The sequence below is a fragment of the Streptococcus parasanguinis genome (assembly GCF_047465465.1).
Taxonomy (GTDB): domain Bacteria; phylum Bacillota; class Bacilli; order Lactobacillales; family Streptococcaceae; genus Streptococcus; species Streptococcus parasanguinis_AI.
On the sequence record NZ_JASGZU010000005.1, the window covers coordinates 91,195 to 117,859 of the forward strand.

The 26,665-nt window shown below is 44.1% G+C and carries 22 protein-coding genes and 3 pseudogenes; 3 read left to right on the forward strand and 22 right to left on the reverse strand.

The window, feature by feature from the left end; genetic code table 11:
- Nucleotides 1-2: 2 nt before the first annotated feature.
- The 9 genes and pseudogenes from ruvB to QM351_RS09110 form a co-directional block, all read right to left on the reverse strand.
- Nucleotides 3-995: a Holliday junction branch migration DNA helicase RuvB gene (gene ruvB, locus QM351_RS09070; RefSeq protein WP_368385678.1), complete on the reverse strand. Its 993-nt coding sequence runs from the start codon at nucleotides 993-995 to the stop codon at nucleotides 3-5.
- 420 nt (nucleotides 996-1,415) lie between these two features.
- On the reverse strand, nucleotides 1,416-2,456 hold the full coding sequence (locus tag QM351_RS09075; protein WP_368385677.1) for an aldose epimerase family protein: 1,041 nt from the start codon (nucleotides 2,454-2,456) through the stop codon (nucleotides 1,416-1,418).
- 81 nt (nucleotides 2,457-2,537) lie between these two features.
- Nucleotides 2,538-3,050 (reverse strand): annotated as a pseudogene (locus QM351_RS09080) (SIS domain-containing protein); the annotation flags it as partial.
- 65 nt (nucleotides 3,051-3,115) lie between these two features.
- Nucleotides 3,116-3,707: pseudogene (locus QM351_RS09085) on the reverse strand (SIS domain-containing protein); the annotation flags it as partial.
- An 83-nt stretch (nucleotides 3,708-3,790) separates the two neighbouring features.
- Nucleotides 3,791-4,195: a PTS sugar transporter subunit IIA gene (locus tag QM351_RS09090; protein ID WP_003002366.1), complete on the reverse strand. Its 405-nt coding sequence runs from the start codon at nucleotides 4,193-4,195 to the stop codon at nucleotides 3,791-3,793.
- An 11-nt stretch (nucleotides 4,196-4,206) separates the two neighbouring features.
- A complete protein-coding gene (locus QM351_RS09095; RefSeq protein WP_414327227.1) occupies nucleotides 4,207-5,025 on the reverse strand; it encodes a PTS system mannose/fructose/sorbose family transporter subunit IID in 819 nt (272 codons plus the stop codon).
- Entirely contained in the window at nucleotides 5,012-5,926 is a 915-nt protein-coding gene (locus QM351_RS09100) for a PTS mannose/fructose/sorbose/N-acetylgalactosamine transporter subunit IIC (RefSeq protein ID WP_347112526.1), read from the reverse strand. The genes QM351_RS09095 and QM351_RS09100 overlap by 14 nt, the downstream gene beginning before the upstream one ends.
- Before the next feature lie 26 nt (nucleotides 5,927-5,952).
- Nucleotides 5,953-6,429: a PTS system mannose/fructose/N-acetylgalactosamine-transporter subunit IIB gene (locus tag QM351_RS09105; protein ID WP_003009322.1), complete on the reverse strand. Its 477-nt coding sequence runs from the start codon at nucleotides 6,427-6,429 to the stop codon at nucleotides 5,953-5,955.
- Nucleotides 6,426-8,213 (reverse strand): beta-galactosidase family protein, encoded by a 1,788-nt coding sequence (locus QM351_RS09110; protein WP_368385674.1) that lies wholly within the window; start codon nucleotides 8,211-8,213, stop codon nucleotides 6,426-6,428. The genes QM351_RS09105 and QM351_RS09110 overlap by 4 nt, the downstream gene beginning before the upstream one ends.
- 132 nt (nucleotides 8,214-8,345) lie before the next feature.
- On the opposite strand from QM351_RS09110, the gene QM351_RS09115 reads away from it, so the two are divergent.
- A complete protein-coding gene (locus tag QM351_RS09115) occupies nucleotides 8,346-9,062 on the forward strand; it encodes a GntR family transcriptional regulator (RefSeq protein WP_023920049.1) in 717 nt (238 codons plus the stop codon).
- A gap of 338 nt (nucleotides 9,063-9,400) precedes the next feature.
- On the opposite strand, the gene purB is transcribed toward QM351_RS09115, so the two are convergent.
- The 6 genes from purB to purD all read right to left on the reverse strand — a co-directional run bounded on the left by purB (nucleotide 9,401) and on the right by purD (nucleotide 15,070).
- Nucleotides 9,401-10,699, reverse strand: coding sequence for an adenylosuccinate lyase (gene purB / locus QM351_RS09120; RefSeq protein WP_003013885.1), 1,299 nt, complete (start codon nucleotides 10,697-10,699; stop codon nucleotides 9,401-9,403).
- 55 nt (nucleotides 10,700-10,754) lie between these two features.
- On the reverse strand, nucleotides 10,755-10,982 hold the full coding sequence (locus QM351_RS09125; protein WP_045760093.1) for a hypothetical protein: 228 nt from the start codon (nucleotides 10,980-10,982) through the stop codon (nucleotides 10,755-10,757).
- Between the two features lie 9 nt (nucleotides 10,983-10,991).
- Complete coding sequence (locus tag QM351_RS09130; protein ID WP_373106225.1) at nucleotides 10,992-11,942, reverse strand: ketopantoate reductase family protein; 951 nt, start codon at nucleotides 11,940-11,942, stop codon at nucleotides 10,992-10,994.
- On the reverse strand, nucleotides 11,943-13,034 hold the full coding sequence (gene purK, locus QM351_RS09135) for a 5-(carboxyamino)imidazole ribonucleotide synthase (RefSeq protein WP_414327228.1): 1,092 nt from the start codon (nucleotides 13,032-13,034) through the stop codon (nucleotides 11,943-11,945).
- Nucleotides 13,021-13,509, reverse strand: coding sequence for a 5-(carboxyamino)imidazole ribonucleotide mutase (gene purE / locus QM351_RS09140; protein ID WP_414327229.1), 489 nt, complete (start codon nucleotides 13,507-13,509; stop codon nucleotides 13,021-13,023). Before purE ends, purK begins: the two co-directional genes overlap by 14 nt.
- 298 nt (nucleotides 13,510-13,807) lie before the next feature.
- Nucleotides 13,808-15,070 (reverse strand): phosphoribosylamine--glycine ligase, encoded by a 1,263-nt coding sequence (purD, locus tag QM351_RS09145; RefSeq protein ID WP_414327230.1) that lies wholly within the window; start codon nucleotides 15,068-15,070, stop codon nucleotides 13,808-13,810.
- Between the two features lie 182 nt (nucleotides 15,071-15,252).
- Between purD and QM351_RS09150 the strand changes: the two genes are divergently transcribed.
- The gene (locus tag QM351_RS09150) at nucleotides 15,253-16,272 is read left to right on the forward strand and encodes a GBS Bsp-like repeat-containing protein (protein WP_414327231.1); all 1,020 of its coding nucleotides are present in this window, start codon (nucleotides 15,253-15,255) and stop codon (nucleotides 16,270-16,272) included.
- Between the two features lie 54 nt (nucleotides 16,273-16,326).
- On the opposite strand, the pseudogene QM351_RS09155 reads toward QM351_RS09150, so the two are convergent.
- Nucleotides 16,327-16,401 (reverse strand): annotated as a pseudogene (locus tag QM351_RS09155) (IMP cyclohydrolase); the annotation flags it as partial.
- A 59-nt stretch (nucleotides 16,402-16,460) separates the two neighbouring features.
- A complete protein-coding gene (locus QM351_RS09160; protein ID WP_342984017.1) occupies nucleotides 16,461-16,970 on the reverse strand; it encodes an HXXEE domain-containing protein in 510 nt (169 codons plus the stop codon).
- A gap of 166 nt (nucleotides 16,971-17,136) precedes the next feature.
- Here QM351_RS09160 and QM351_RS09165 point away from each other — a divergent pair, with 166 nt between their 5' ends.
- Nucleotides 17,137-17,679 carry a TetR/AcrR family transcriptional regulator gene (locus QM351_RS09165; RefSeq protein ID WP_342984018.1) on the forward strand — a complete coding sequence of 181 codons (543 nt, stop codon included), beginning with the start codon at nucleotides 17,137-17,139 and terminating at the stop codon, nucleotides 17,677-17,679.
- A 182-nt stretch (nucleotides 17,680-17,861) separates the two neighbouring features.
- Here the strand turns inward: QM351_RS09165 and purH are convergent, their stop codons facing one another.
- From purH to QM351_RS09190, 5 genes are all read right to left on the reverse strand, one after another.
- On the reverse strand, nucleotides 17,862-19,409 hold the full coding sequence (gene purH / locus QM351_RS09170; RefSeq protein ID WP_414327232.1) for a bifunctional phosphoribosylaminoimidazolecarboxamide formyltransferase/IMP cyclohydrolase: 1,548 nt from the start codon (nucleotides 19,407-19,409) through the stop codon (nucleotides 17,862-17,864).
- A 75-nt stretch (nucleotides 19,410-19,484) separates the two neighbouring features.
- Nucleotides 19,485-20,033, reverse strand: coding sequence for a phosphoribosylglycinamide formyltransferase (purN, locus tag QM351_RS09175; RefSeq protein ID WP_414327233.1), 549 nt, complete (start codon nucleotides 20,031-20,033; stop codon nucleotides 19,485-19,487).
- A gap of 184 nt (nucleotides 20,034-20,217) precedes the next feature.
- Nucleotides 20,218-21,240 carry a phosphoribosylformylglycinamidine cyclo-ligase gene (purM, locus tag QM351_RS09180; RefSeq protein WP_414327234.1) on the reverse strand — a complete coding sequence of 341 codons (1,023 nt, stop codon included), beginning with the start codon at nucleotides 21,238-21,240 and terminating at the stop codon, nucleotides 20,218-20,220.
- Nucleotides 21,241-21,449: 209 nt separating this feature from the next.
- A complete protein-coding gene (gene purF, locus QM351_RS09185; protein WP_003009289.1) occupies nucleotides 21,450-22,889 on the reverse strand; it encodes an amidophosphoribosyltransferase in 1,440 nt (479 codons plus the stop codon).
- A 12-nt stretch (nucleotides 22,890-22,901) separates the two neighbouring features.
- Nucleotides 22,902-26,627: a phosphoribosylformylglycinamidine synthase gene (locus QM351_RS09190; protein WP_414327235.1), complete on the reverse strand. Its 3,726-nt coding sequence runs from the start codon at nucleotides 26,625-26,627 to the stop codon at nucleotides 22,902-22,904.
- Nucleotides 26,628-26,665: the final 38 nt, after the last annotated feature.

Sequence of the window (26,665 nt, forward strand, 5' to 3'; positions counted from 1 at the left end):
TCTCAATTATAGGGATAGCCCAGGTGTTCATAAGCTTTGCGGGTCGCCACGCGCCCTGTCCGGGTCCGCATGATAAAGCCTTTTTGAATCAAGTAAGGCTCATACATGTCTTCTACGGTCTCTCGCTCTTCGGCAATATTGACCGATAGAGTCCCAAGCCCGACCGGGCCACCGCCGTACATCTCAATCATGGTGCGCAGGATCTTTTGATCGACATAGTCCAGTCCTTCATGATCCACATCCAGCATAGAGAGGGCCTTGTCTGTAATGGTGTCGTCAATCAAGCCGTCGCCCATAATCTGAGCAAAATCGCGCACCCGCTTCAGCAAACGGTTGGCAATCCGAGGGGTCCCCCGACTACGAAGAGAAAGCTCTTCGGCAGCTTCGTGGGTAATCTCCATCTCAAAGATTTCGGCGGTCCGCTCGACAATCTCTGTCAAATCATCTTGCTCATAGTATTCCATGTGTCCGGTAATCCCAAAGCGAGCGCGCAAGGGATTGGACAGCATACCAGCTCGAGTCGTGGCCCCAATCAAAGTGAAAGGAGGAAGGTCCAGATGGACACTCCGGCTGCTCTCACCAGCGCCAATCATGATGTCGATGTAAAAATCTTCCATGGCGCTGTAAAGCACTTCTTCGACTGACATAGGCAGACGGTGGATCTCATCGATAAAGAGGACATCGCCCGGCTCTAGATCATTGAGGATGGCTACCAAGTCACCAGCCTTTTCAATGACAGGACCAGAAGTCTGCTTGAGATTGACGCCCAGTTCATTGGCAATGACAAAGGCCATGGTGGTTTTCCCAAGCCCCGGAGGGCCAAAAAGAAGGACATGATCCAGCGCTTCATCCCGAAGCTTAGCTGCCTCAATAAAGATTTTCAGCTGGTCCTTGACCTTATCTTGACCAATATATTCATGTAAATATTGCGGGCGCAGCGTCCGTTCAACGGCCTCTTCATCGCCCATGATTTCATTGTCTAAAATTCTACTCATACAGTCTATTATAGCAAAAAATGATACCTTCGGTACCATAAATAGAATGTGTTTTTTAAAGATCCTGGTTCTCACTAGCGTTCGAACTGCGTCAACGTACCTAAGCTCGCTAATGCTCGTAAAGAATAAGGAACGTAGTTTTCGCTCCGCTCAAACTGCATCAATGTACCTAAGCTCACTAACGTTCACTAAGGTACATAGAAAAAAAGCCACCGGTTTTGGTGGCTCTTATAGGGAGATTATTATGAAAAAGTTTTAGGAGTTTTATCATTCAAAGTTAGGAGGTCTTTGATGATGGTATTAGTATACGACGGGAAGCTTAAAGTTTCCTTATAGTCATTTTTAAAAAATTTTTTTCTAAAAAAGAGGAGGTTCCAAGCAAAGATTTCCCATCCTTGTTTGTCACCTTCTCTTTCTTATCTATTTCTTAGCGATGGCATGGTAGCTAGTCTTGCTGGTGAAGACTTGACCTGCTCTCAAGATGACCTTTTCAGCCTGGTCACTGTGAATGGCATCTGGCACTGTTTGGAATTCTAGAGCCAAGCCATTGTGCTGAACCATTGGTTGGCCTTGCAGATGAACAGTTTCGTCTACGAAATTGGCTGAATATACCACCAAGGCTGGGGCTTCTGACTTGAAGGTCAAGAAACGTCCAGATGGCTGATGGTAAAGAAAGCCAGCATTTTCATGCCCTTCTGGAAGAGCAAATGGATGGTCTAATCCTTCTACCAGACGGATTTGCGGATCAGAGTCCTTAAAAAGATCCTCCAAGAGCATAGCTTGGTAAAGATGCTGAACAACCGGACTTTCTCTATCCACGGTCTGAAGAGGAACACCGTCTGGATGGATAGGGTAAAGCCCTTGATGGTTGATCTGAAAGACATGATCATTGATCGGCTGGGTGAAGTTTCCAGATAGGTTGAAATAGCTGTGGTTGGTCGGGTTGACCAAGGTGTCTTGATCCGTTTCTACCCGATAGGCAATCTCAAGTTCACCATCTTCCGTCAAACCATAGGTTACCCAGATCTTGAGATTTCCAGGGAAACCGCCGGTACCATCTGCACGTTCTGTGTACAGGGTAATTTCCTGATCCGTTACCGACTCCACGCTAAACAAAGCGCTATCCCAACCCGTCGGTCCACTGTGGTTGCAGTTGGCACCGTTATTGGCTTCCAAGTGATAGGTTTGACCATTAAGCTCAAAGCTGGCCCCTGCAATCCGGCCTGCTACCGGGCCAATACTAGCCCCATATTTAGGGCTATTACCCACATAGTCCTCAAAGCGATCAAAGCCTAAAATAATATTAGTAAACTGGTCTTCTTTATCAGGCGTTACATATTCTAAGATCGTCGCCCCATAGGTCATGACAGATAATTGGTAGCCCTTGTCATTTTCGAGGCGATAAGCCCGAACCTCTTGATTCTGCCATTCTCCAAACACGCTTTCTTGATACTGTTTCACAAACCTTCTCCTCTCACTGTTTTTCTCCATTGTATCAGTTTCACAAGAAGAAACACTCCACTTTTTATAGAAAATTAGTGGCTATTCTTTATGAAATGGATGAATGATCACCCCTTGCACAACCCGATTGACGGTACCAGTTGGTGAAGGCGTATCTGGGCGATTTTGCACCTTGAGTGAGGTTAAGAGAGAAATCAATTGACCATAGATAATGTAAGGGAAGGCACGGTAGATATCTAGGGAGTCTGCTGATGCTTTCACCAACACTTCCCGTACATGCTCGATCCCTGCAGCTTGATTCGTCAAGAGGACGACCTGACGGGCAATCTGATCCCCTGCAACTTCGCGAACTAAGTCCAGATCATACTGACGGGTATAAGGATCAATGGATCCAAAGACCAAAACGAGGGTCTGGGCATTGATGAGGGATTTCGGACCGTGACGGAAACCGACAGGACTCTCATACATGGTTGCGATTTTGCCTGCTGTTAATTCCAAAATCTTGAGCTGGGCTTCATGAGCTAGGCCAAAGAAAGGTCCTGCTCCCAGATAGATCACGCGCTCAAAGTCTAGATCGACCACTTCTTTGACCTCACGGTCCTGCTCCAAGATTTGCTCAGACAGATGAACCATCTCTGCTACTCGTTTTTCCTTGATTTCTTCCTCGCTTGGATCAAAGACCAAGAGAGCTGTCAAGAGCATGGAGGTGAAGCTAGAGGTCATGGCAAAGCCGGCATCATTGGTTTCTTTAGGTTGGAGAAGCAAGAGATTGCGCTCATCTCCGTGGGCTTGCTGGGCCAGTTTTCCTTCTTCGGCACAGGTAATGGTGATCTGATAGAGCTCATCAACCAGATCTTGGGCCAACTGCACGGTTGCGACACTTTCTGGCGAATTACCACTCCGGGCAAAGGATACTAAAACCGTCGGAACCTCTTTTTTCAAATAGGTTTGAGGATGAGCTACGATATCCGTTGTCGCAATGGATTGGAAATTCCAGTGGCGTTCATCGTGCACCTCCTGCAAATATGGAACCAAGGTATCCCCTACATAGGCTGAGGTCCCTGCCCCTGTCAAGATGACCTTGATATAGTCATGCTCTTGCCCAATTTTTTCTAAGAAAGCTTTTATTTCCGCTTTTCTTTCTTGGTACAAGTGAGCCGTTTCTTTCCAAACACTTGGTTGTTGGTAGATCTCACGAGTGGTGATCTCTGCTCCTAGCTCCTGCAAGTCTTCTTTTGTATAGTCTAACATAGAAACTGTTGTTCCTTTCTACAATCTAACGTTGATAAATGGGAAAGGAGCCTGAGATGATGCTCCCAGACTCCCATACCAACCTACTCATCTTCATCATCATCAAGGTTTGACAAGAGGTCATTGACCTTGACAATACTTTCTTTTGCACGTTCAGGGTAGTCCCCTTCATTACCAGTCAGGCTACTATTGATGAACTCGATGACCATCGGAAGATTCATCCCTGCGTATAAGTCAATCGCACGTCCTTCAAGGATCAAGCGGCTCACAGTGTTGCAAGGAGTTCCTCCCAATAGATCAGCAAATACAATATAGTCTTCTAGACCTTGGACTGTTGCTTCAAATTTAGCAGTAAAGTCTTCTGGTCCTTCTTCTGGTAAGAGTGCAACCGTATGGATGGATTCTTGTGGTCCCATAATCATCTCTGTGCTAGCTTTAAGCTCTTCACAGAAGCGACCATGGCTGACCAATACTAACTCTTTTGCCATACCTTACTCCATTATGCCATTCCAAAGAAGAAGTGGCCAAATGCTGAGAATGCGATTGCTGCAAGGATGATGAGCAAGATAGCTTTTGTAGAGTTCATACCCTTACGTCCAAGCAACCAGTAGATTACACCTGTGATGATTGCTGGTACCAAACGTGGGAAGATAAGGTTGAGCATATCTTGAATTTCAATCACTTTGTCCCCAATGTGTGGAGCCCAAGAAACTTCAACACCAATCATGCTGGCAATCAAGGCACCAACCATGAAGATACCCAGAACGGCAGCTGCGTCGATCAAAGCTGTCAAGGTACTTTGCATGTTGTTGATGAGGTTAACCCCTTCTTTATAGGCAAATTCCAACTGTTTCCAACGGAAAATGTCATAAGCAACTGCCACAGCGATCCACAAGAAGATACCGGCTGGGTTTCCTGCAATAGCCAAAGTTGCTGCGATTGAACCCATAATAGCTGGTACCAATGATCCAAAGATTGAGTCCCCAAGAGGGGCAAATGGTCCCATAAGACCTGTCTTGATCCCGTTCACCGCATCTTTTGATTTGACACCATCTTTTTCTTCCAAAGCAAGGTCAAAACCAGTGATAATAGTGTGGAAGAATGGAGAAGTATTGAAGAATTGCGTATGCAATTTCATCATTTCTTTCAATTCAGGTGTGCCGTCTCCATACATTTTCCGCAATTGTGGAAGAAGCATGTAAAGGTAACCAGAAGCCTGCATCCGTTCGTAGTTCCAACCCAATTGGAAGGTGAAGAGGCTACGTTTGTTAATTTGTTTAAAATCTTCTTTTGTTAGTTTGTAATTAGAATTCGTCATCTTCAATTTCCCCGCTTTCTACATTGCTTGCTGGAGCAGCTACAACTGTACGTTGGCTGTTTTTGAAGTGTTGTACTGCAAGGAAGATACCGATGATGGCAATACCAATCATAGATACACTCTTGAAGTTGTTAACAAAAGTAATAGCTTGTTCTTTTGGAAGTTTAGCGAACACATCAGAACCAACAATGCTAGACACTGCAGCACCAAGGCTTTGAACATTGCTATAAAGCACTGTCAACATTGCTGTTAAGCCAAAGCCAAGTGCTAAATAGTGAAGGTTACGACGAACAGGAAGGTAACGAAGCAAGATCGCAAATCCAAGACCTGGAAGCATTTGACCTGCAAGTTTCAGACCGTTTGCCAACCATTGTACATTAGCAAGACCTGTAACAACAGTTTCTACGAAAGAACCACCAAAGGCAAGAGCCAAGAAGACTGGAAGGGCACGAGAAAGAGCCCAAGGAACAGCACCAAGAAGGTAGTTGCGTTCAATTCCTTTATAGTCGTAACGTTCGATCGCAGCATCTACACGGTGAGCGAAGTAAGTTGTAGTCATACGACCAAGAATATCAAAGTAGGTCAACAAAGTTGCTACCGGCACAGCGATTGTAGCAATAGCAATCTCTGCATCAATCCCTTTTGCTACTGAGAAGGCAGTCGCAAGAACGGCACCAGAAGTGGCGTCAATACGAGAAGCTCCACCGAAAGTACCAACACCGAGCACTGTCAATTGAAGAGAAGCTCCGATAAATAGACCTGTCTTTAAATCTCCCATGACAAGTCCTGTAATGAAACCAGCAAAGACTGGTGATCCTGCTGATGAAACAATCGTCAACTCATCACAGATTTGATAAGCTGAGTACAAAGTAAGTAGTAAAATTTGCCACCATTGTATCATGACAATTTCCTCCTAAAAATTTTCTTTTACTTTAATAACTTCATAAAGTCTTCTGCAGTGTCGTTTGGCACCATCTGAGACGTAATCTTCACACCTTTTTCGTGGATTTTGTTAAAGTCTTCCACGTCCGCGTCCACCACATTGATCGAGCGGGTAATCGCGCGTGTCTCATCGGATTGAGACATATTGCCGACATTCAGCGTTTCAAGCTGAACGCCTGCTTCGATCAAACGAAGGAAACGATCAGGTTTGCGAGCCACGATAAAGAGTCGTTGGCTATCATATTTTCCAGCCAAGATATTTTCCGCAGCTTTTGCGACTGGCAAGATACTGAGCTTAACACCAGGTGGTGTCGCTAGTTTCAAGCCACTTTTTTCGATATCATTTTGAGCGACTTCATCATCGATCACCATGATACGTGAAACATTTAGTTTGGTAGTCCAAAGATTGGCTACCTGCCCGTGGATCAAACGTCCATCGATACGGCATCCTACAATAGTCATAAGTTTTCCCCCTTTACTTCTTTGAATGTAGGTTGTTGAACAAGTTGAAGTGTCTCTTGGTAACGTCCTTCTGTCTCAAAGACGATCAGGCTATTGGCTCCTTCTTTGAGGAAACCATGAGGCACATAAAGTGAAGTGGTCGGTCCGACCTCCCAGAAGCGACCAAGGTTGTGGCCGTTGACAAAGACGACCCCTTTCCCAAATCCTGTCATATCCAGATAAGTGTCAAGGGTGTGGTCCAGCTGAAAATCATATCGGTAAAATGCTGGAGCACCTGCCTGCCATTCCTTTGAAAAATCGAGCTGACTGAGATCTTGTAAATCCAGTGGGTACTGCTTCCAATGAAGGTGGAAATGTAAATCCACACAGACACCTGTGCGAATGCCCTTGTGCTGGCTATCAGCCAAGAGCTTGTGCCCATAGTTTACACGTCCCATATTCTCAAGCAAGATTTTTAAATTCGTAACCGCTTTCTTTTTTCCTTTGATAAAAAGATCTTCACCGATCTCTGTTTGGTATTGCGTTGCTACATGTTGATCATCCAGGTAAATTTGTACCCGATCCCGACCATCAATGATGCGCAGTTTTTCTTCTTCCGCATCCAACTCAAGGTCTGTCTCATATAGGAGATAACCTGTGGTTTGCCCCAACTCTTCCATCTTTTCGGGATAAAGGCTGGTCTCGACCTGAGCCAAATTGTCCAAATTCCCAAAAAGACTAGTCTTGGCTGCCAATTGCAAGGTTTGTTCTGGCAAACACTCTTTGATGAGTGGTTCTTGCTGTGGGTATTCCGGATAATAGGTCGCCATCATTTTTTGAATAGCATAATACTTCTCCGTCGGATTTCCCTGCTCATTGAGCAAAGCCCCATAGTCATAGGACGTTACCTGTGGCAAGTCTAGCGTTCCCCGAGCTGAGCAACCATTCATAAAGCCGAAATTGGTCCCGCCATGAAACATATAGAGATTGATGGAGCCAAGCTCCAAGACCTCATGGACAGCTTCTGCCAACTCCTCTGGGTCCCTGTGAATCACAGGTTCTTTCCAGCGGGTAAACCAGCCATCCCAAAATTCCATACACATCAAGGGCCATTTCTTGCCGTATTCGTCAAAGAATTCTTGCATCTGAGCAAAGTTATAGGCTGCTTTGGAACCGAAGTTTCCCGTCACAAAGAGGTCTTCTTCTATCAAGGTTCCTGTTCTTAGCGTTGCTCGCCATGGTCCATCTGATGTAAAGAGAGGACAGGTCACGCCTTTTTCCTTCATCAAATCCCGAATGGCACGAAGATAATCCTTATCCTCTCCATAAGAGCCGTACTCATTTTCCACCTGCATCATGAGGATTGGACCACCCTGATCCACTTGGTAGGGTGTCAACAAGCCAAGCAAGCGATCATAATAACGATCCACTGATTCGATAAAGGCTGGGTCAGATGAGCGGATTCGCAGGTCTTCTTCTAAGAGCCAGGCTGGTAATCCACCAAATTCCCACTCTGCACAGATAAAGGGCGACGGCCTTACAATCATGTAAAGTCCTAGGGACTGGGCTGTTCGAATGAAACGCTCTAGATCCAATCGACCACTAAAGTCAAACTCCCCTTTGCGGGGTTCATGCGCATTCCAAGGGACATAGGTCTCAACCGTGTTAAAACCTAAAGCCTTTAGATTATACAAGGAATGATACCAGTCTGCTGGGTCAATTCGGAAATAATGGATCGCTCCGGATAAAATCTTGAAGGGTTGATCTTTTAAATAGAAAGCATCGCGAATCTCAAAAACTCCCATAAACGCCCCCCTTTCTTATATGTAACCCTTTTCATTTATTAATATAATAAATTATTTAAAAAATGTCAACACTTTTATAAAAAATATGTTAAAATAGGGTTAAATAAGAGAAATCTAAAGAGAGGTAGCACTATGGCAATTCCAAAGTACCAACACATCAAAGATGAATTGAAGCAGCAAATTATCTCCGGAAAATTTGAAAATGGAGATAAATTTTATACTGAAGCTGAACTCATTAAAATTTATGATGTCAGCTCTATCACCGTTGTCCGTGCTTTGAACGACCTCGCTGCTGATGGCTACATTGTCCGCCAGCAAGGAAAAGGAACCTTTGTTTCTCGTGCTCGAAAACACAAACTGGTTGAATTTTCAGATGTTGAAACCTTCCCAATCCAAAAGGCCAAAGTCAAAGTTCTCTCTATTAAACGTGGAAATACCTTAAGCATCCTAGACAAACTAGGCCTCAACCCAACGCAATTCTACTATAAGATCGAACGGACTCGCCAGACAGGGGATGATACCTATATCTTCCACCAAACCTATGTTCCTGAACAATACATCAATCCAAACTATCCAAATTTGGAATACTACAGCTCTATCTATGATCGCTTCAAAGAAGACTACCACATTCATATGAATGACGAGCACTTCGAAGAAGTCAACGAAATCGTCTTTCCTACACCAAGCAAGATTGCTAAAGTATTGAAGATCGATGAAAATTTCCCAACGGTCAAACAAGTGAAGACGACCAAGCTAGAAGCGACTGGCCAAATCCTTGAATACACGGAAACCTATAAACGCGGTGACTACTACAAGATCAAGTTCATCTCCTGTGACCGCGATCACTAAGAACCAAAAAGACTGAGACATCTCGGTCTTTTTTATAGCTCCAGTATAGCATGTTAAAAACGATTTCTAAAGACCTCTTTAAAAATATATATAATTAGTGATAGTTTAGCTATAAAAAGTTTAAAAAGAGAGTGGGACAGAAATCGGTAATTCGTTAGAATTCGATTTCGTCGTCCCACCTCCGCACAGTTGAGTAGGGCTGTAAAAGCTGATGAAATCAGCGTATTAGAGCCCACTCAACCACTGCGTCTTGCAGTTAGTCTTATCAAACATCAAAGGCTGGACAGTTTTTGCCCAGCCTCTTTCGTCTATTTTTCAAATTCCCTTTTTCGTTGCGATTAGTCACCCAAACCGATGCGTTCGAAGATTTCATCCACCCGTTTGGTGTAGTAAGTTGGGTTGAAGATTTCGTCGATCTCTTCTTGAGTGAGACGTGAAGTTACTTCTGGATCTGCTTCAAGAAGTGGTTTGAAGTCTACTTGGTTATCCCATGATTGGGCAGTCTTCGGTTGAACAAGGTCGTAAGCTTGCTCACGTGTCATCCCTTTTTCAATCAAAGTCAACATGGCACGTTGGCTGAAGATCAAACCAAATGTAGAGTTCATGTTGCGAATCATGTTTTCTGGGAAGACTGTCAAGTTCTTAACGATGTTTCCGAAACGGTTGAGCATGTAGTCAATCAAGATGGTTGTGTCTGGTGCGATGATGCGCTCAGCTGATGAGTGAGAGATATCACGTTCGTGCCAAAGGGCTACGTTTTCATAAGCTGTGACCATGTGACCACGGATAACACGCGCAAGACCTGTCATGTTTTCAGAACCGATTGGGTTACGTTTGTGCGGCATTGCTGAAGATCCTTTTTGACCTTTGGCAAAGAATTCTTCCACTTCACGTTGTTCAGATTTTTGAAGACCACGGATTTCAGTCGCCATCCGCTCGATCGAAGTTGCGATGCTCGCAAGAACTGCAAAGTACTCAGCGTGAAGGTCACGAGGGAGCACCTGTGTAGAGATTTCTTGAGCACGGATACCCAATTTATCGCAGACGTATTTTTCAACAAATGGTGGGATGTTAGCAAAGTTACCAACCGCACCAGAAATCTTACCAGCTTCCACACCAGCAGCCGCGTGCTCAAAACGCTCGATGTTCCGCTTCATTTCGCTGTACCAAGTTGCTAATTTAAGACCAAAAGTTGTCGGTTCAGCGTGCACACCGTGAGTACGACCCATCATGATAGTGAACTTGTGTTCTTTCGCTTTGTCAGCGATGATGTTAAGGAAGTTTTCAAGGTCCTTGCGGATGATATCGTTGGCTTGTTTGTAGAGGTAACCATAGGCCGTATCGACCACGTCAGTAGAAGTCAAACCATAGTGCACCCACTTGCGCTCTTCACCAAGCGTTTCAGAAACCGCACGTGTGAAAGCCACCACATCGTGACGCGTTTGCTGCTCGATTTCCAAAATACGGTCGATGTCAAAGTCCGCTTTTTCGCGAATCAAAGCCACATCTTCCTTAGGGATTTCCCCCAACTCAGCCCAGGCTTCGTCAGCCAAGATTTCCACCTCAAGCCAAGCACGGTATTTATTTTCTTCAGTCCAAATGTTCGCCATTTCTGGGCGAGAGTAACGTTCGATCATATTATTATTTTCCTTTCTTTTGATGTTTCACATCAGTTAGCAACCGACTGTCGCTTTACTCAAATTCTTCTTTCCCAATCCACACAGATGGATAGTGATCGAGTGTATTCAAATCCGTATCCAGTGGGACATCATAGATAGCTAAATAGTTTTCAGGGTATTGAGCAGTCAGCTCTTCATACTTAGCTTTCACTTTTTCGTGATCGCTACTAGCATATAAGACTTCGACGACTGCTCCAGTCTTCTCTTTTTCAACAAATGCGTTGACGATAAGTTGAATCATAAAAACCTCCTAAATCGAAATGCCCTTCATATTTGCTTCCAGAATAGGCATCTTCACACCTAACTCCTGACCAGTCTGATAAACACTTTGACAACAATAGAAGATGTCCTGTTTATCATTGTGTAAGGTCATGATTTTTCGGGTTAGCTCATTTTTCGCAAACATAACTTTCATGGCTTTGCCGGCTATCCAAGCGGGAATTTTGTAGGGTAAGAGTTCTGCCTTATAAAGTTTCAAATTCACACCACGCGCTTCTACAACTTTCAAAGCTTCTCGAATGGCCTTGATAGCTAATGATAATTCCGAAGAACTATTCATCAAGTTCAGAGCCAATTCTTCTGGATTTTCCAGATTTCCCGAACGCGCAGCTGTCGAAGTAACACCCGCATTAATCGCCATGTGAATCCAAATCCACTCGACCATATCATGAGGCACTTCCCACTTCAAATCTGCAGAAGTCAGCAAAGTCGTCAGATCAGCATAGTTAGAAATGTGTGCTTTTTGCTCAGCTTCTAGCATTAAATGGTCAAACAAGACACCATCCAAATGGTCCTCCTGCATGTGACCTCCAGCTGTCGGAAAGGCCAGAATATAGTCGTAATCCCCTGCCCACTCTTGGACCTCTTTTCGAGTATCCCAGAAATTGCAGAAGAAAACAAGGGTACCTTTGATGTTATTTTTTCGCAAGGTCTCCACAGCTTCTTTGACAAACCCATGTCGCACACTCAGAAAAATAAAATCATATTCTGAATCAGCTTCTGCCACATGAACCTCATAGGTGTCGTGTTTATTTTCACCTTTGGAATGATAGCGACCATCTAGTAGATCAACCGACAACTCCTTCGGAGCAGTGCTTTTCTTACTATCTCTCAGTACGTGTTCCACTTGATGGCCTGCTTTTTGGAAGGCGTAGGCATAAGTGGTCCCGATGACTCCAAGTCCTAGAATCGCTATTTTCACTTAAAAATCAATCCCTTTCCCAAATTCCTCAACCTTATCAGGCATATCACTAAACAAAGTCACATGTCCCATCTTGCGGTTGTGCTTTGCTTCTAGTTTACCATATAAGTGGAGGTGAGCGCTTGGATTTTCTGTCACATATATTTCAGCAGCCTCGACATGTTGGCCGAGAACATTGAGCATAACAGCTGGTGCATGAAGGTGAATTGCTGGGAGTGGTGCTCCGAGAACACCCAAGATATGGGTATCAAACTGGGAGAAGTCGCAGGCTTCGATTGAGTAATGACCTGAGTTGTGTGGACGTGGCGCAATTTCGTTGACAATGATGTCATCAGCTGTCGCAAACATTTCTACACAAAGTGTACCAGAAAGGTTCAGTTGTTCTGCGATTCGCACTGCCATGACTTTGGCTTTTTCAGCTAGACTTTCTGAAATGCGAGCAGGCACAATGGTTTTTGAAAGAATGTTGTTGCGGTGGATATTTTCCTGAACGGGAAAGACTGTCACATCCTTGCCATTTCCAGACACGATGACTGAAATCTCAAGGTCAAAGTTGACAAATTCTTCCAAGACACAGTCTGCTGAATCGGCTAAAGTGTATGCTTCTTCCAAGTCTGCTTCTGAACGAATAACCTTTTGACCATGGCCATCGTAACCACCGGTCGCAGTCTTGAGGACATAATTTTTCGACAGGTCAATATCTGCCAAATCCTGGCTTGAGGTCACGACCTTGTAAGGAGCCACAGTGACTTGGGCCTTGTTAGAAAGAAAATCCTTCTCAAAGATTCGATTTTGAGAAATGCGGAGCAGGTCTGTTCCTTGAGGGAGTTGTCCTTCCTTGATAACAGCATCCAAACCGTCAGCATCCACATTTTCAAATTCATAAGTGAGAACATCACAGCAATCTGCCAACTGACGAAGGGCATCCACGTCGTCGTAAGGGGCCACGATGATTTCCGCCACGCGGGAGGCTGGACAATCAGCTGCTGGGTCCAAGGCGATGACCTTGTGACCCATGTAAATAGCAGAAATGGCCATCATCTGACCAAGCTGACCGCCACCGATGATGCCAATGGTTTTAGTTGAGCTCATTGGTAGACTCCTCTGCGATTTTTCCTTGTTCTTCTGCGAAATCCGCTAACGCTGTCGCAATAGCCTGGTCCTCTACTGAAAGAAGACGAAGGGCAAAGAGGGCTGCGTTTGTCGCTCCTGCTTCACCAATGGCCATTGTTGCCACAGGCACGCCACCCGGCATCTGAACGATAGAATAGAGCGAATCCACACCGCTAAGGGCACGTGATTTGACGGGTACCCCGATAACTGGAAGGGTTGTTTTAGCAGCAACCATACCTGGCAAGTGAGCAGCGCCACCCGCACCCGCGATGATGACCTTGATGCCACGGCTACGTGCTTCTTCCGCATGTTTGAACATGAGGTCTGGTGTCCGGTGAGCAGAGACAACTTTCTTTTCGTAAGCGACGCCGAAGTTGTCGAAGACTTCAGCAGCTTTTTGCATGGTTGCCCAGTCAGATTTTGAGCCCATGATGATGGAAATTACTGGTTTCATTTTTAATCCTTTTTCTTTTTTTGATAATGGTCTTAGGTGGTGGGGACGGAAGCAAACCTTCGGTTTCATTCCTAAACTTTGAGCCTAAGGTCTCAAAGTTTCCCCCGACCAGAACAGATGCTGTTCTGGTCTTTTCACCACGGCGACCATTAACGTGTTTGGCGACTTCATCGCCTAATATAGCATTGATATTCGAAAACTCGAAGAAAATCATAGAGTGACAAGGCAAAGCGACGAAGATAGAACTAAAGTTCATCAAGGAGCTTTAACACAGTCAATCGAAGATTTTCAAAGAGTTTTATTTATTCGCCTTGCTACCGATATCCGTACGATAGAACAGGCCTTCTGTGTTTTGTTTGTTGAGTTCGTTGTAGATAATGTTTTGGCCGTCTTTGACGGTGTCTGCTGTTGTGACGAGCATGTAGACACGTCCGCCGTTTGAGAGGAGGTCTTGGCCATTTTCAGCAAATTTAGCTCCAGCATAGTAAGTGATGATGTCGCCTTCTGTCTTGGTAGGAAGCTTGACACCTTTCTCATAAGCGAGTGGATATCCGTTTGATGCTACAACCACCCCCAGTGTCACACCCTTGTCCGTCCAAGTGATGGCTGGCTCTTTGCCATCCAAAATGTCAGTGATGTTTTGTGCAAAGTCAGATGTCAAACGAGGCAAGATGATTTGCGTTTCAGGATCGCCAAAACGTGAGTTGAACTCGATGACTTTCGGTCCATCAGCTGTCAAGATAAGACCAGCGTAAAGGACACCAAGGTACGGACGGCCTTCTTTAATCATACCTTCAAGAACCGGCTTGACAATGGTGTCAACCGCTGTGTCAACTACGCTCTGTGGCAAGTGAGGAACCGGCGCATAGGCACCCATTCCGCCAGTGTTAGGGCCCTTGTCACCATCGTAGGCACGTTTGTGGTCCTGAGCCGTTGGCATGATATAGAACTTGTCCCCGTTGACAAAGGCAAAGAGAGAGAACTCTTCCCCGTCAAGGAATTCCTCGATGACCACACGCGCACCTGAATCACCGAATTTATTGTCCAAAAGCATCTCGTGAGCGGCTTCAACTGCTTGCTCAACCGTCTCCGCAACGACGACACCTTTACCTAGGGCCAATCCGTCTGCCTTGACGACGATTGGAGCGCCTTTTTCCTCGATGTAGGCCTTGGCTTCCTCGAAATCTGAAAAGGTGCCATAAGCTGCTGTCGGAACGTCGTATTTGACCATGATTTCCTTAGCGAAATCCTTAGACCACTCCAGCTCTGCTGCTAATCTTGTAGGACCAAAGGCTTTGAGACCAGCTGCATTGAAATCATCCACGATTCCAGCTGCAAGGGCATCATCTGGGCCGATAAAGGTCCAAGCAATATCGTTCGCTTTTGCGAAGTCAATCAGCTTAGAATGTTCGGAAATTCCGATATTGATCAAATCCAGACCATCTAATCGCATCCCGTCATTACCAGGAGCCACAAAAACCTGCTCAACGTTTGTAGACTCCAACAATTTCTTAGCAATCGCATGCTCACGACCACCAGATCCAACAACCAAAAGTTTCATCTCAAACCTCTTTTGCGAATTATTTTATTAAATTATATCATAATCGTTCGTTTTATTCTAATGATTTCAGCAAAAGTCTCCTATTTCCAGTAGAATCCAAACATTTTTTGCTATTTTCTCCTATTTCTCATTTTTTTCCGAATAGTATAGGTGAGACCTACTAATTGATGAAAAGGAGTATTATGCAAACGATCAAAAAATTTGTAGTACTGACTTGTGCGGCATGGGGGATGCAAGCCTCTATTGCTCATGCAGATCAAGCGACCAATGCTATCTATGCCGAAAAAGGGCAGCTGATGATTCATCTTGGAAATGTCCCGGATAAGTATCATAAGATCCAAGTTCCCATCTGGTCTGACCAAAATGGCCAAGATGACCTGATTTGGTATCCTGTGGAGCGAAGTGACACTGGATTTAATCTACAAGTGCCATTGACCAACCATTCTGATCAAGCTGGACTTTATCATGTTCATGTCTATGGGATGGAGGCAAATGAACAGTTAACCGGTCTTTACCCTCTCACGACCAGCGTCCAGCAAAAAGACCTGGCTTCTTCCCAACCCAAGATTACGATCACACCCATCTCCTCACAAGAATTTGAGGTAGACCTAAAGTTGTTCGAAGACGTTGACGAGATTGTCTTCCCCATCTGGTCTGAAGAAAATGGGCAGGATGATCTGGTCTGGTATCCCGCAAAGAAGATCGCACCTGGACATTTCCAACTGCGCTTTCAGGCTCAAAAACACAAGGGAAGTGGGCTATTTCATCTCCACGTCTATCAGAAAAAGAAGGGGCAACTACAAGGACTATTCCCCACTACCTTTCAAGTGGAAAAGGCAAAGCCAAAGCTCACTCCACTCGCGACACATCCGGGAAACACCTACCCCATTGGTGAGTGCACCTGGGGAGCCAAAGAATTAGCCCCTTGGGCCCACAACTGGTGGGGAAACGGTGGCATGTGGGCAGCTAGTGCACGCACTGCGGGATTCCGGACAGGAGACATCCCAGAGGTCGGTGCCATCGCCTGTTGGGACAATGGGGGATATGGTCATGTCGCCTTGGTTACGGATGTCGAACATGACCAAAAAATTCAGATCCAAGAGGCTAATTACAACGGCCATCGCTATATCGACAACTTCCGTGGCTGGTTTGATCCGACCAACCCCATCTGGGGAACTGTCACCTATATCTACCCAGATTAAGGTCTTCTTAACCAGCAGAAAAGGCACCCATCCATTGATGTGTGCCTTATTTGATTAATGTCTAAAATGTCTCACTCCTGTGAAGATCATAGTCAAGCCATATTTATCAGCCACTTCGATAGATTCTTGGCCGCTCATTAACCAGTTATATCAGAAAGGTTAAAAAGTAGCTCTCGTTTAATCGTTTTTCATTTCGCGTATTTTTCTAGATGTGTTTGAATTTTTGGCATGATGAGATGCATGATTTTAAGATTCGTAAAAGCTATTACCATGGCCAATAAAAGATAGACAACGACTGATAACAAAGAAATGTCAGAAGGCCAATAGTGGGAAACAATCATTAGAACCATTGGCAATTCTAGGGTTACCGTGACGACTCCAGGAACATAGCCCCTAAATTGCAGGCACATGATATAATGGATTATGAAATGAGCTGTATAAGCTATTACAAAAGATAAATAGAGTAAACTGTTGTGAGTTATTTGGCAGAATCCAGAAATAAACACCAGGATGATAAATTCTTCGAACACACCTACTGCAAAAGCTGAACCTTGCGTAACGGAACCAAAGAACGGTTTCTTAAAAGTTTCTAACTTTTGATGATGCCGTGTTTTCCACAAGGGCATAAAAATTATTTCTTCAAAATCATGTAAAATAAATAAAATAGGAAGCATCCAAACATTAAAAAGAATGCTCATATCTTTCCCTCCTTAATAACAACTAACAATTGTACAATGTTAAGAATAAATGATCATCATATATCACGCGCAACACTTTTAGTATAAAGATAAACCGTTACAAAAACAAGAGGTTAAGAGAATTGGCACAGTTTGACCAAAAGTGCGACAGGAAAGGAAAAATACCATGGAATATCAAACGCGACAATGGCTGGAGGAAGCCTTGTTCGATTTATTAGCAACTAAGAAATCTCTCCAAAACATCAGCATTGCTGAACTGAGCGAGCATGCTCAGATTGCTAGACGAACATTTTATCGTTATTACCATTCAAAAGAGGAAGTTCTTACGAACTATTTAGACCGCTTAATCCAATACTATATTATCGAACTTCAAACAGCAAAACTGACTAATTTTGAAGATTTAGTGAACCTTTTCTTTCAGTATTGGAGCCAGTACACTGAGCCATTAAAAATTTTGCAAGACGCAAACTTACTCGTGCTTATCTTGCAAAGGTATTATGATAAGTTTCCTGCTGCTTATACCACTGTCATAGCACCTTGGCACATCACAAATAGTGATCAAAGACAAATCAACTATGATATTAGATTCATTACCGGCGGTCTCTACAATATTTTTGATGAATGGTTAAAAGGAGATTATAAAGCCATGCCTATTAACGAGCTAGTCACAACAACCTTAAACACCATAAAACGTATAAAAAATAGTTAAGTGAGAAACTGAGTTTTTCGAGATTCGTCATGAACAGCTCTAACAAATCATTTTAATAATTTCTAACACTAAAATGCTTATTGTTTTAGACATACAAAAAGAGAAGACAACTTACGTCTTCTCTTTTTGTTAGCGATAAATCCTTTATCACAGTTGATAATGAGCTAATTTTAAAATACCCATCAATGTCTAAAATGTCTCACGCCTGTGAAAACCATAGTCAAGCCATATTTATCAGCCGCTTCGATTGACTCTTGGTCACGGACTGATCCACCCGGCTGGATGATCGCTTTAATCCCTGCTTTGGCGATTTCTTCCACGTTATCCGCAAATGGGAAGAAGGCATCTGACGCAAGAACAGCGCCGTCAAGACGGTCTTTAGCTTGGTCAATAGCAATACGAACTGAAGCCACACGGTTTGTTTGACCAGGGCCAACACCAAGTGTCATGTGGTCATTAGTCACGATAATTCCATTTGATTTGACATACTTGATGGCTTTCCAAGCAAACTCAAGAGCTGTTGCTTCTGTCTCCGTTGGTTGACGCTTGGTCACCACTTGCCAGTCAGCTGGACTTTCTTTCACCACGTCTTGGTTTTGAACGAGAAGGCCGCCAACAACACCAGTGTATTCTGCTTCCACTTCACTGGCATCTTGAGCATCAAACGGTAGCTCAAGAATCCGCAAGTTTTTCTTCTTGGTAGCCAAGATTTCAAGCGCTTCATCTGTATAGCTTGGTGCAATGATGATTTCAAGGAAGACACCGTGCATTTTTTGAGCTGTCGCAGCGTCTACTTCACGGTTGAGAACCACGATTCCACCAAAGATGGATACTGGATCAGACTCATACGCATAGTCCCAAGCAGTCTCGATGTCATCTGCTTGACCGATCCCACATGGATTCATGTGTTTGAGAGCCACAACGGTTGGACGGTCTTTGAAATCACGGATGATCCGGATAGCGGCATCAGCGTCACGGATATTGTTGAAGGATAATTCTTTCCCGTTCAGCTGTTTAGCGGATGCAATGGAGTAATCCGTCGGCAAGGCTTTTTGGTAGAAATCGGCATCTTGTTGAGGGTTTTCCCCATAACGCATAGCTTGTTTGAGGTCATAAGTCAGAGTGAGTTTTTCAGGTTTACTTTCCCCCACTTGAGCTGTAAAATATTCCGCAATCAAGGCATCATAAGCTGCTGTGTGACGGAAAACTTTGGCTGCCAACCGTTGGCGAGTTTCATAAGTGGTTTCGCCATTAGCTGACAATTCTTCCAAAACCACAGCATAGTCAGCAGGGTCTACCACGACTGTCACGCTAGCGTGGTTTTTCGCTGCTGAGCGGAGCATGGATGGCCCACCTATGTCAATATTTTCCACCGCATCAGCGTAAGTCACATCTGGTTTAAGGATGGTTTCCTTGAATGGGTAAAGATTGACCACAACAAGGTCGATCAATTCAATCTTATTATCCTTAGCAGCCTCTAGGTGGCTATCGAGATCACGACGAGCGAGGAGACCACCGTGGATATTTGGGTGGAGGGTCTTCACACGACCGTCCATCATTTCTGGGAAACCAGTCACATCGTCGATAGCGATAGTGTCTACCCCAGCATTGTCAAGGGCAACTTTAGTCCCACCTGTCGAGATGATGTCCCAACCGAGTTTTTTGAGTTCTTGGGCAAATTCAACGATGCCCGCTTTGTCTGAAACACTAATTAGTGCGCGTTTAGTCATTTTCTTTATTTTCCTTTTTTAAAAAAGTTCTTTATCTGCTACAGTCGAAAATTATCTTTCTGCTCTAGCACTTCCTTATTTTCTCGCTACACCCAAACTATCCAACACTTCTGGATAGAGCTTGTACTCTGTTTCATGGATGCGAGTTTCGAAAGTATCAAGGGTATCACCTTCAAGGCGTGGGACACGGACTTGTTTGATGACCTTTCCGGTATCAACGCCCGAATCCACCCAGTGAATGGTCACACCGCTCTCAGCAACGCCCGCATTCCAAGCATCCTCAATACCATGAGCACCTGGAAATTCAGGGAGATAAGCCGGGTGAATATTGATGATACGGCCTTCATAAGCTGCTAGCAAGGTTGGACCAACGATTTTCATATAACCCGCTAAACAAACCAAGTCAATCTGGTATTCATCCAAAAGTTTGACGATAGCTTCTTCATAAGCTGCTTTATTGTCAAATTCCTTGAGTTCAAAGGCATGACTAGCCACACCAAGGTTCTTGGCACGTTCTAAGACATAGGTATCACGATGATCTGAAAAGACAAATTCTACTGGAAATTGTTCTGCAATCACCTGAAAGTTTGAGCCGTTGCCAGAGGCAAATACAGCGATTTTCATATTCGATACAAAGGGACGTTTCGGCTAGCCGAACAGTTTCGTAGAAAAATAGGAAATCATTGCTGGGTGCTTGCACACAAAATGATTTCTCTTTTTTCCTAGAAAATGAGTCCCGTGTTCAGTTAGGCTTGCTAACTAAACACTCCTTTCTACAATTTCTCCGTATAAAATGGTGATAGCACCATTATTTAATCACCACACTTGCGCCATCTTTCTTCACAATCCGACCGATTTCATAAACAGGCTCGTCAAGAAGTTCTTTGACACGTTCCACATTTTCTGGTTTCACTGCAAGCATGAGACCAATCCCCATGTTGAAGATTTCAAACATTTCTTCATGTTTGATTTGGCCATATTTTTCAAGGGCTTTAAAAATTGGAAGGACTGGCACTTTGCTTTCATCAATTTCAGCAGCCAAGTCATCTGAGAACATACGTGGTACATTTTCGATGAAACCACCACCTGTGATGTGGGCAATTCCGTTGATCAATTCTTCTTTGATGAGTGGCAAAGCTGCTTTGACGTAGATACGAGTTGGTTCCAAAAGAACGTCTTTAAGTTTTTTGCCTTCCAATTCTGGGAGAACTTCTTCACCCGTGTAATCCGCAAAGACACGACGAACAAGTGAGTAACCATTTGAGTGGATACCGCTTGAAGCAAATCCAAGAATCACATCCCCTTCAGCTACTTTTGAACCGTCAATGATTTGAGATTTTTCTGCAACACCGACAGCAAACCCAGCCAAATCATAGTCATCTTCACCATACATACCAGGCATTTCAGCCGTTTCTCCACCGATAAGGGCTGCACCAGCCTGCACACAACCTTCTGCAACACCAGCAACGACTTGCTCTAATTTAGCAGGTTCATTTTTACCAGTTGCGATATAGTCAAGGAAGTAAAGGGGCTCCGCACCTGCAGCGATGATATCGTTAACACACATGGCCACACAGTCTTGACCAATGGTATCGTGTTTGTCGTACTTAATAGCCAGCATCAACTTGGTACCAACACCATCTGTACCTGAGATCAAAACAGGCTCTTTGACACCTGTTTTTGAAAGGTCGAACATACCACCGAAGCCACCAAGAGCTCCCATGACACCAGCACGTTCCGTACGAGCAACGTGTTTTTTGATCCGTTCAACAACTTCATAACCCGCTTCAACATCCACACCAGATTGAGCGTATGCATTCTTATTTGTCATTTTTTAATCCTTTTCTTTTTTTGAGAAAGAGTGCGACGTATTTTTAGATAAACAATTTTTTTATCTAAAAATACTAGTCAGGTCTCTAGCTTTGGTCCCATAGGGCAAAGCGTCTACTGACAAATGCTTTAGCTTTTAGTCAGTAGTGAGACGTGGAGCATAAGCATTTTTAGACATAATTTTTTCCTCTTTTTTCTTTTGCACTACTCTTAATAGAAAGAAGTATGTTCTTTCAAACTTTCCACATAGCGTTCTTCGTAGTCATACAAAGGCGTTGGATATTTTCCATCAAAGTAAGCCACACAAAGACCGCCATTGGGGGCATCTGTATCGATTCCAATAGAATCAATCAAGCCATCGATTGACAAATACGTCAAGCTATCTGCACCAATGATATCGCGTGTTTCCTCTACTGTATGATTGGCAGCAATCAATTCCTTACGTGTTTGAATATCGATCCCGTAGAAACATGGATAGGCAAGGGCTGGGCTACCGATTGCTACGTGGACCTCTGTAGCTCCTGCTTCTTTCAATAACTTCACAATCCGACGTGATGTTGTCCCACGTACGATAGAATCGTCAATCATGACAACCCGTTTGCCTTTCACGACACCGGATACGGCAGAGAGCTTCATCCGAACCCCTTGCTCCCGTAGTTCTTGTGTTGGTTGAATAAAAGTCCGTTGGGTGTATTGGTTTTTAATCAAGCCCATTTCATTTGGTAGGCCAGATTCTTCCGCAAATCCCATAGCTGCACTAAGTGAAGAGTTAGGTACACCGACCACAATATCTGCTTCATGTTTGAATTCACGTGCCAATTGAGCCCCCATACGTTTACGGGCTGTATGGACATTCACGCCTTGGATATTGGAGTCAGGACGGGCAAAGTAAATATACTCCATCGAACAAACAGCCAATTGGGTGTCCGTTGTATAGTTATCGTAAGTAATGCCATTATCATCAATGATCACGACTTCACCTGGATTCACATCGCGAATCCACTCAGCACCAACCACTTCAAAAGCACAGGTTTCAGAGGAAACTACGATTGCGCCATTGGCCATTTTCCCAATCGAAAGAGGACGGAAACCATTTGGATCCAAGGCCGCAATCAGCTTATCTTCCAGCATGAGAAGGTAAGCAAATCCACCTTTCACCGTATTCAAGGCTTCTTTCACCTTACCCATGAAGGATGGGTTGTGGCTCCGACGAATCAAGTGCGCCAAGATTTCTGAATCAGAAGTTGAGCTAAAGATCGCTCCGTTATTTTCTAACTCCCGTTTGAGGGACTTGGCATTGGTCAAATTCCCGTTGTGGGCTAGTCCAAACTGGGTATCATGAAAGCGAAAGAGGAAGGGCTGGATGTTATCCACCGAAGCTTCCCCAGCTGTCGCATAGCGAACATGGCCAATCGCTCCCGTTCCTGTTAACTTATCCAAGTTAGCAGGATTTCGAAATACTTCTGAGAGAAGACCCGTATCACGATACCGTTTTAGTTGACCCGCATCATTCGAAAGGATCCCCGCCCCTTCTTGACCACGGTGTTGAAGACTGTGTAATCCGAAATAAGTCAGTTTTGCAGCATCTGGGTGTCCCCAGATCCCAAAAATACCACATTCTTCATTAAGAGATTTAACTTCGTATGTCATTTTGTATACCTTTTATTTTCCAGTAAAGTATTTAACCGCTGATGCAAAGAGATGTTGGTCTTTATTTCCTGGAATATTTTGGAAGAGACCATCTTCGAAACGTTCTGAGTGACCCATCTTACCAATAATTTGACCGTTCTTACTTGTGATACCTTCGATAGCATTTACAGATCCGTTAGGATTATATTTAGAATCCATGCTTGGTTTACCTTCGAAGTCAACATATTGGGTAAAGATTTGACCATTGTCACGAAGCTCTGCGAATTCCTCAGCTGTCACGACAAATTTACCTTCACCGTGTGATACTGGAATGGCATGGATGTCACCAACTTCTACTCCGGCAAGCCATGGTGAGTTGGTGTTGGCAATCCGTGTTTCAACCATCTTAGCCACGTGTTGGTTGGCATCATTGTAGAAGAGGGTTGGACTGGTGCTACTTGCATCTTCAAAGTTACCGTATGGAAGAAGACCTGATTTAACAAGGGCTTGGAATCCGTTACAGATACCGATGATCAAACCACCTCGTTCGATGAAGCTATCAATGGCTGCACGTACTTTTTCATTGAGCAAGATGTTAACGATAAATTTAGCTGATCCATCTGGTTCATCCGCTGCTGAGAAGCCACCTGCAAAGAAGATAATGTTAGCTTTTTCGATATTGTCAACCATAGTGTCAACAGACTTGACAATAGCTTCTTCATTCAGTGTGACAAATGGTACCAGGTTAACTTTTGCACCTTCTTTTTCAAAGGCCTTAGCTGAATCGTACTCAGAGTTAGTACCTGGGAACACTGGGATGTAAACCACTGGTGCCTCAACTGTTTCTTTAGCTTTGATAACAGTATCTGATGCCAACGCAGGTACTTCTTCCAGCTCAGTTGCTTGTGCAAATTCCGTTGGGTAAACCTCTTCCAATTTACCTTGGAAGGCACTGTCAAGTTTGTGTCCATCAAGCGTTACACCATTGACAGTAAGTGTAAAGTCGTCTGCTGTTTGTCCAATCTTGGCAACACCTGCAATTTCTTCAGGCGATGTGAAGATGAATCCACCCAATTGGGCTGTCAAGCTAGTGTCAAGGTCAGCTAATTCGACGTTTGCACCAATATGGTTCCCAAAGGTTGCAAGGGCAAGAGCTTCAAGGACACCACCATATTTGACAGCTGATGCTGCTGTTACTTTGTGATCAGCTTGGATGGCTTCAAATTGAGCAAAGTTAGACTTGATAAGATCAAAGTCAATTTCTTGTGCCAAAGCTTGACCTGGGATGTAATAGATATTTTCACCAGTAGCTTTAAATTCTGGAGAAAGGACCTTACGGCTATCTGCAGTTGTCACCCCAAAAGCAACCAAGGTTGGTGGTACTGTCAATTCTTCAAAGGTACCAGACATAGAGTCTTTCCCACCGATAGATGGCAAACCAAGTTGAATCTGAGCTTCAATGGATCCAAGAAGAGCTGCTACTGGTTGACCAAAACGCTCTGCTTGTTTATCCATCCGCTCGAAGTATTCTTGATAAGAGAAGCGAGCCTTAGACCAGTTTGCACCAGCAGCAACCAAACGAGCGGTTGCTTCGATGACCGCATAGGCAGCACCATGATATGGAGACCATTCTGCTACATAAGGGTTGAATCCTTGCGCCATAACAGAAGCGGTTGTTGTCACGCCATGTTGGACTGGTAATTTCTGTACAGAAGCTTCCGTTGGTGTGATTTGGTAGCGACCACCAAGTGGGTGATTGACTGTTGAACGACCAACTGAGCTATCAAAGATGGTTTGTAACCCTTTTTGACTGGCATGGTTCAAGTCAGCCAAGACCTCAAGAGTATCCGCTTCAAGGGTTTCAGCAGATGTTTGACGTTCTTCTGGAAGCTTGACATCCTTGTCAACCACCTTAGCATCTACAACCACACGTACACCGTTTGTATCAAGGAAACGACGTTCCAAATCAACGATTGTTTCACCATTCCAGTGCATGACAAGATTTGGTTTCTCCGTTACTGTTGCAACGACAACAGCATCAATATTTTCTTTGTTACATTCAGCAACGAAGGCGTCTACATCTTCTGGACGAACCACCACAGCCATCCGTTCTTGAGACTCAGAAATGGCAATTTCTGTACCGTTCAAACCTTGGTATTTCAATGGCACTTTGTCTAAATCAATTTCAAGACCATCTGCCAATTCACCGATAGCCACACAGACACCACCAGCACCAAAGTCATTTGATTTTTTGATCAGACGCGTCACTTCCCCATTACGGAAAAGACGTTGAATCTTACGTTCTTCGATGGCGTTCCCTTTTTGAACCTCAGCACCAGCTGTTTCAACAGATTCAACCGTTTGAACTTTAGAAGAACCTGTCGCACCACCGACACCGTCACGTCCAGTTTTACCACCGAGCAAGATAATCACATCACCTGCTTCAGGTTTTTCACGGACCACATTTTCCTTAGGAGCCGCACCGACAACTGCACCTAGCTCCATACGTTTTGCAACGAAACCTGGGTGGAAGTATTCTCGAACATAGGTTGTGGCAAGACCAATTTGGTTACCGTATGAAGAATAACCGTGAGCTGCTGTTTTAGAAATCACTTGTTGCGGCAATTTACCAGCGCGGGTTTCTGAAATTGGAGCTGTAATATCACCAGCACCTGAGATACGCATGGCTTGGTAAACGTATGAACGACCTGACAATGGGTCACGAATGGCACCACCGATACAAGTAGCCGCTCCACCAAATGGTTCGATTTCCGTTGGGTGGTTGTGCGTTTCGTTCTTGAACATGAGAAGCCATGGTTCTTTGACACCATTGACATCCACTTCAATTTCAACTGAGCAGGCATTGATTTCATCAGACACTTCCATGTCATCCAAACGACCATTAGCACGCTCATAACGGCCAAAAATAGTCGCCATATCCATCAAGGTTTGAGGTTTTTCTGTACGTCCCAACTCATCACGCATGGCAATATACTTGTCATAAGTCGCTTGCAATTGTTTTTCAAATTTAGAAACTGAGAAGTCGATGGTTTTCAACTCAGTCTCGAAAGTCGTGTGACGGCAGTGGTCAGACCAGTAAGTATCCAAAACCTTCAGTTCCGTCTCAGTTGGCACCCGTCCAATGGACTTGAAATAGTCCTGAATAAAGAGCAAATCATCCACTTCCATTGCCAATCCTTGCTCAACCTTATACTGTGCAAAATCTTCTGCCGTATAAGTTTCAAAGAAATCCAAGCTTGGAATGGTCTTGTCAGACTCAGAGAAATCCTGTTTCGCAATACCAACAGTGATATCTTTGAAACGAGAATCCACTGGGTTCAAAAGGTAGTTTTTAACAGCTTCCAACTCATTCGCATCGATATCCTTGTTAACCAAGTACAATTGCGCTGTATTCACTGTTACGTCATTTGAACTACCAAGCAAAAGCAAAGCTTCTTGTGAAGATGCCGCACGTTGGTCAAATTGACCAGGCAAACTTTCAATCGCAAAGAAAGCATATTTCTCAAAATCAGCCTGAACCGCAGCTTCATCCAGAACAGTATCGGTCACTTGCTCAGAGAAGATATGTTTTTCCGCACGCGCAAACAAGTCCTCTGCCAAACCAAAGACATCGTAAACCTGAACAATCCGAAGATCCTTCAAGGTTTTCAACTGAAGATTATGCTGCAATTCTTTTACTAAAGAGTCCGATTTCACACGAAAATCAGCTTTTTTCTCAACGAAAATACGTTTATCCATTTTATTTCCTTTATTTCTATTCAAACATGTTATCGAAG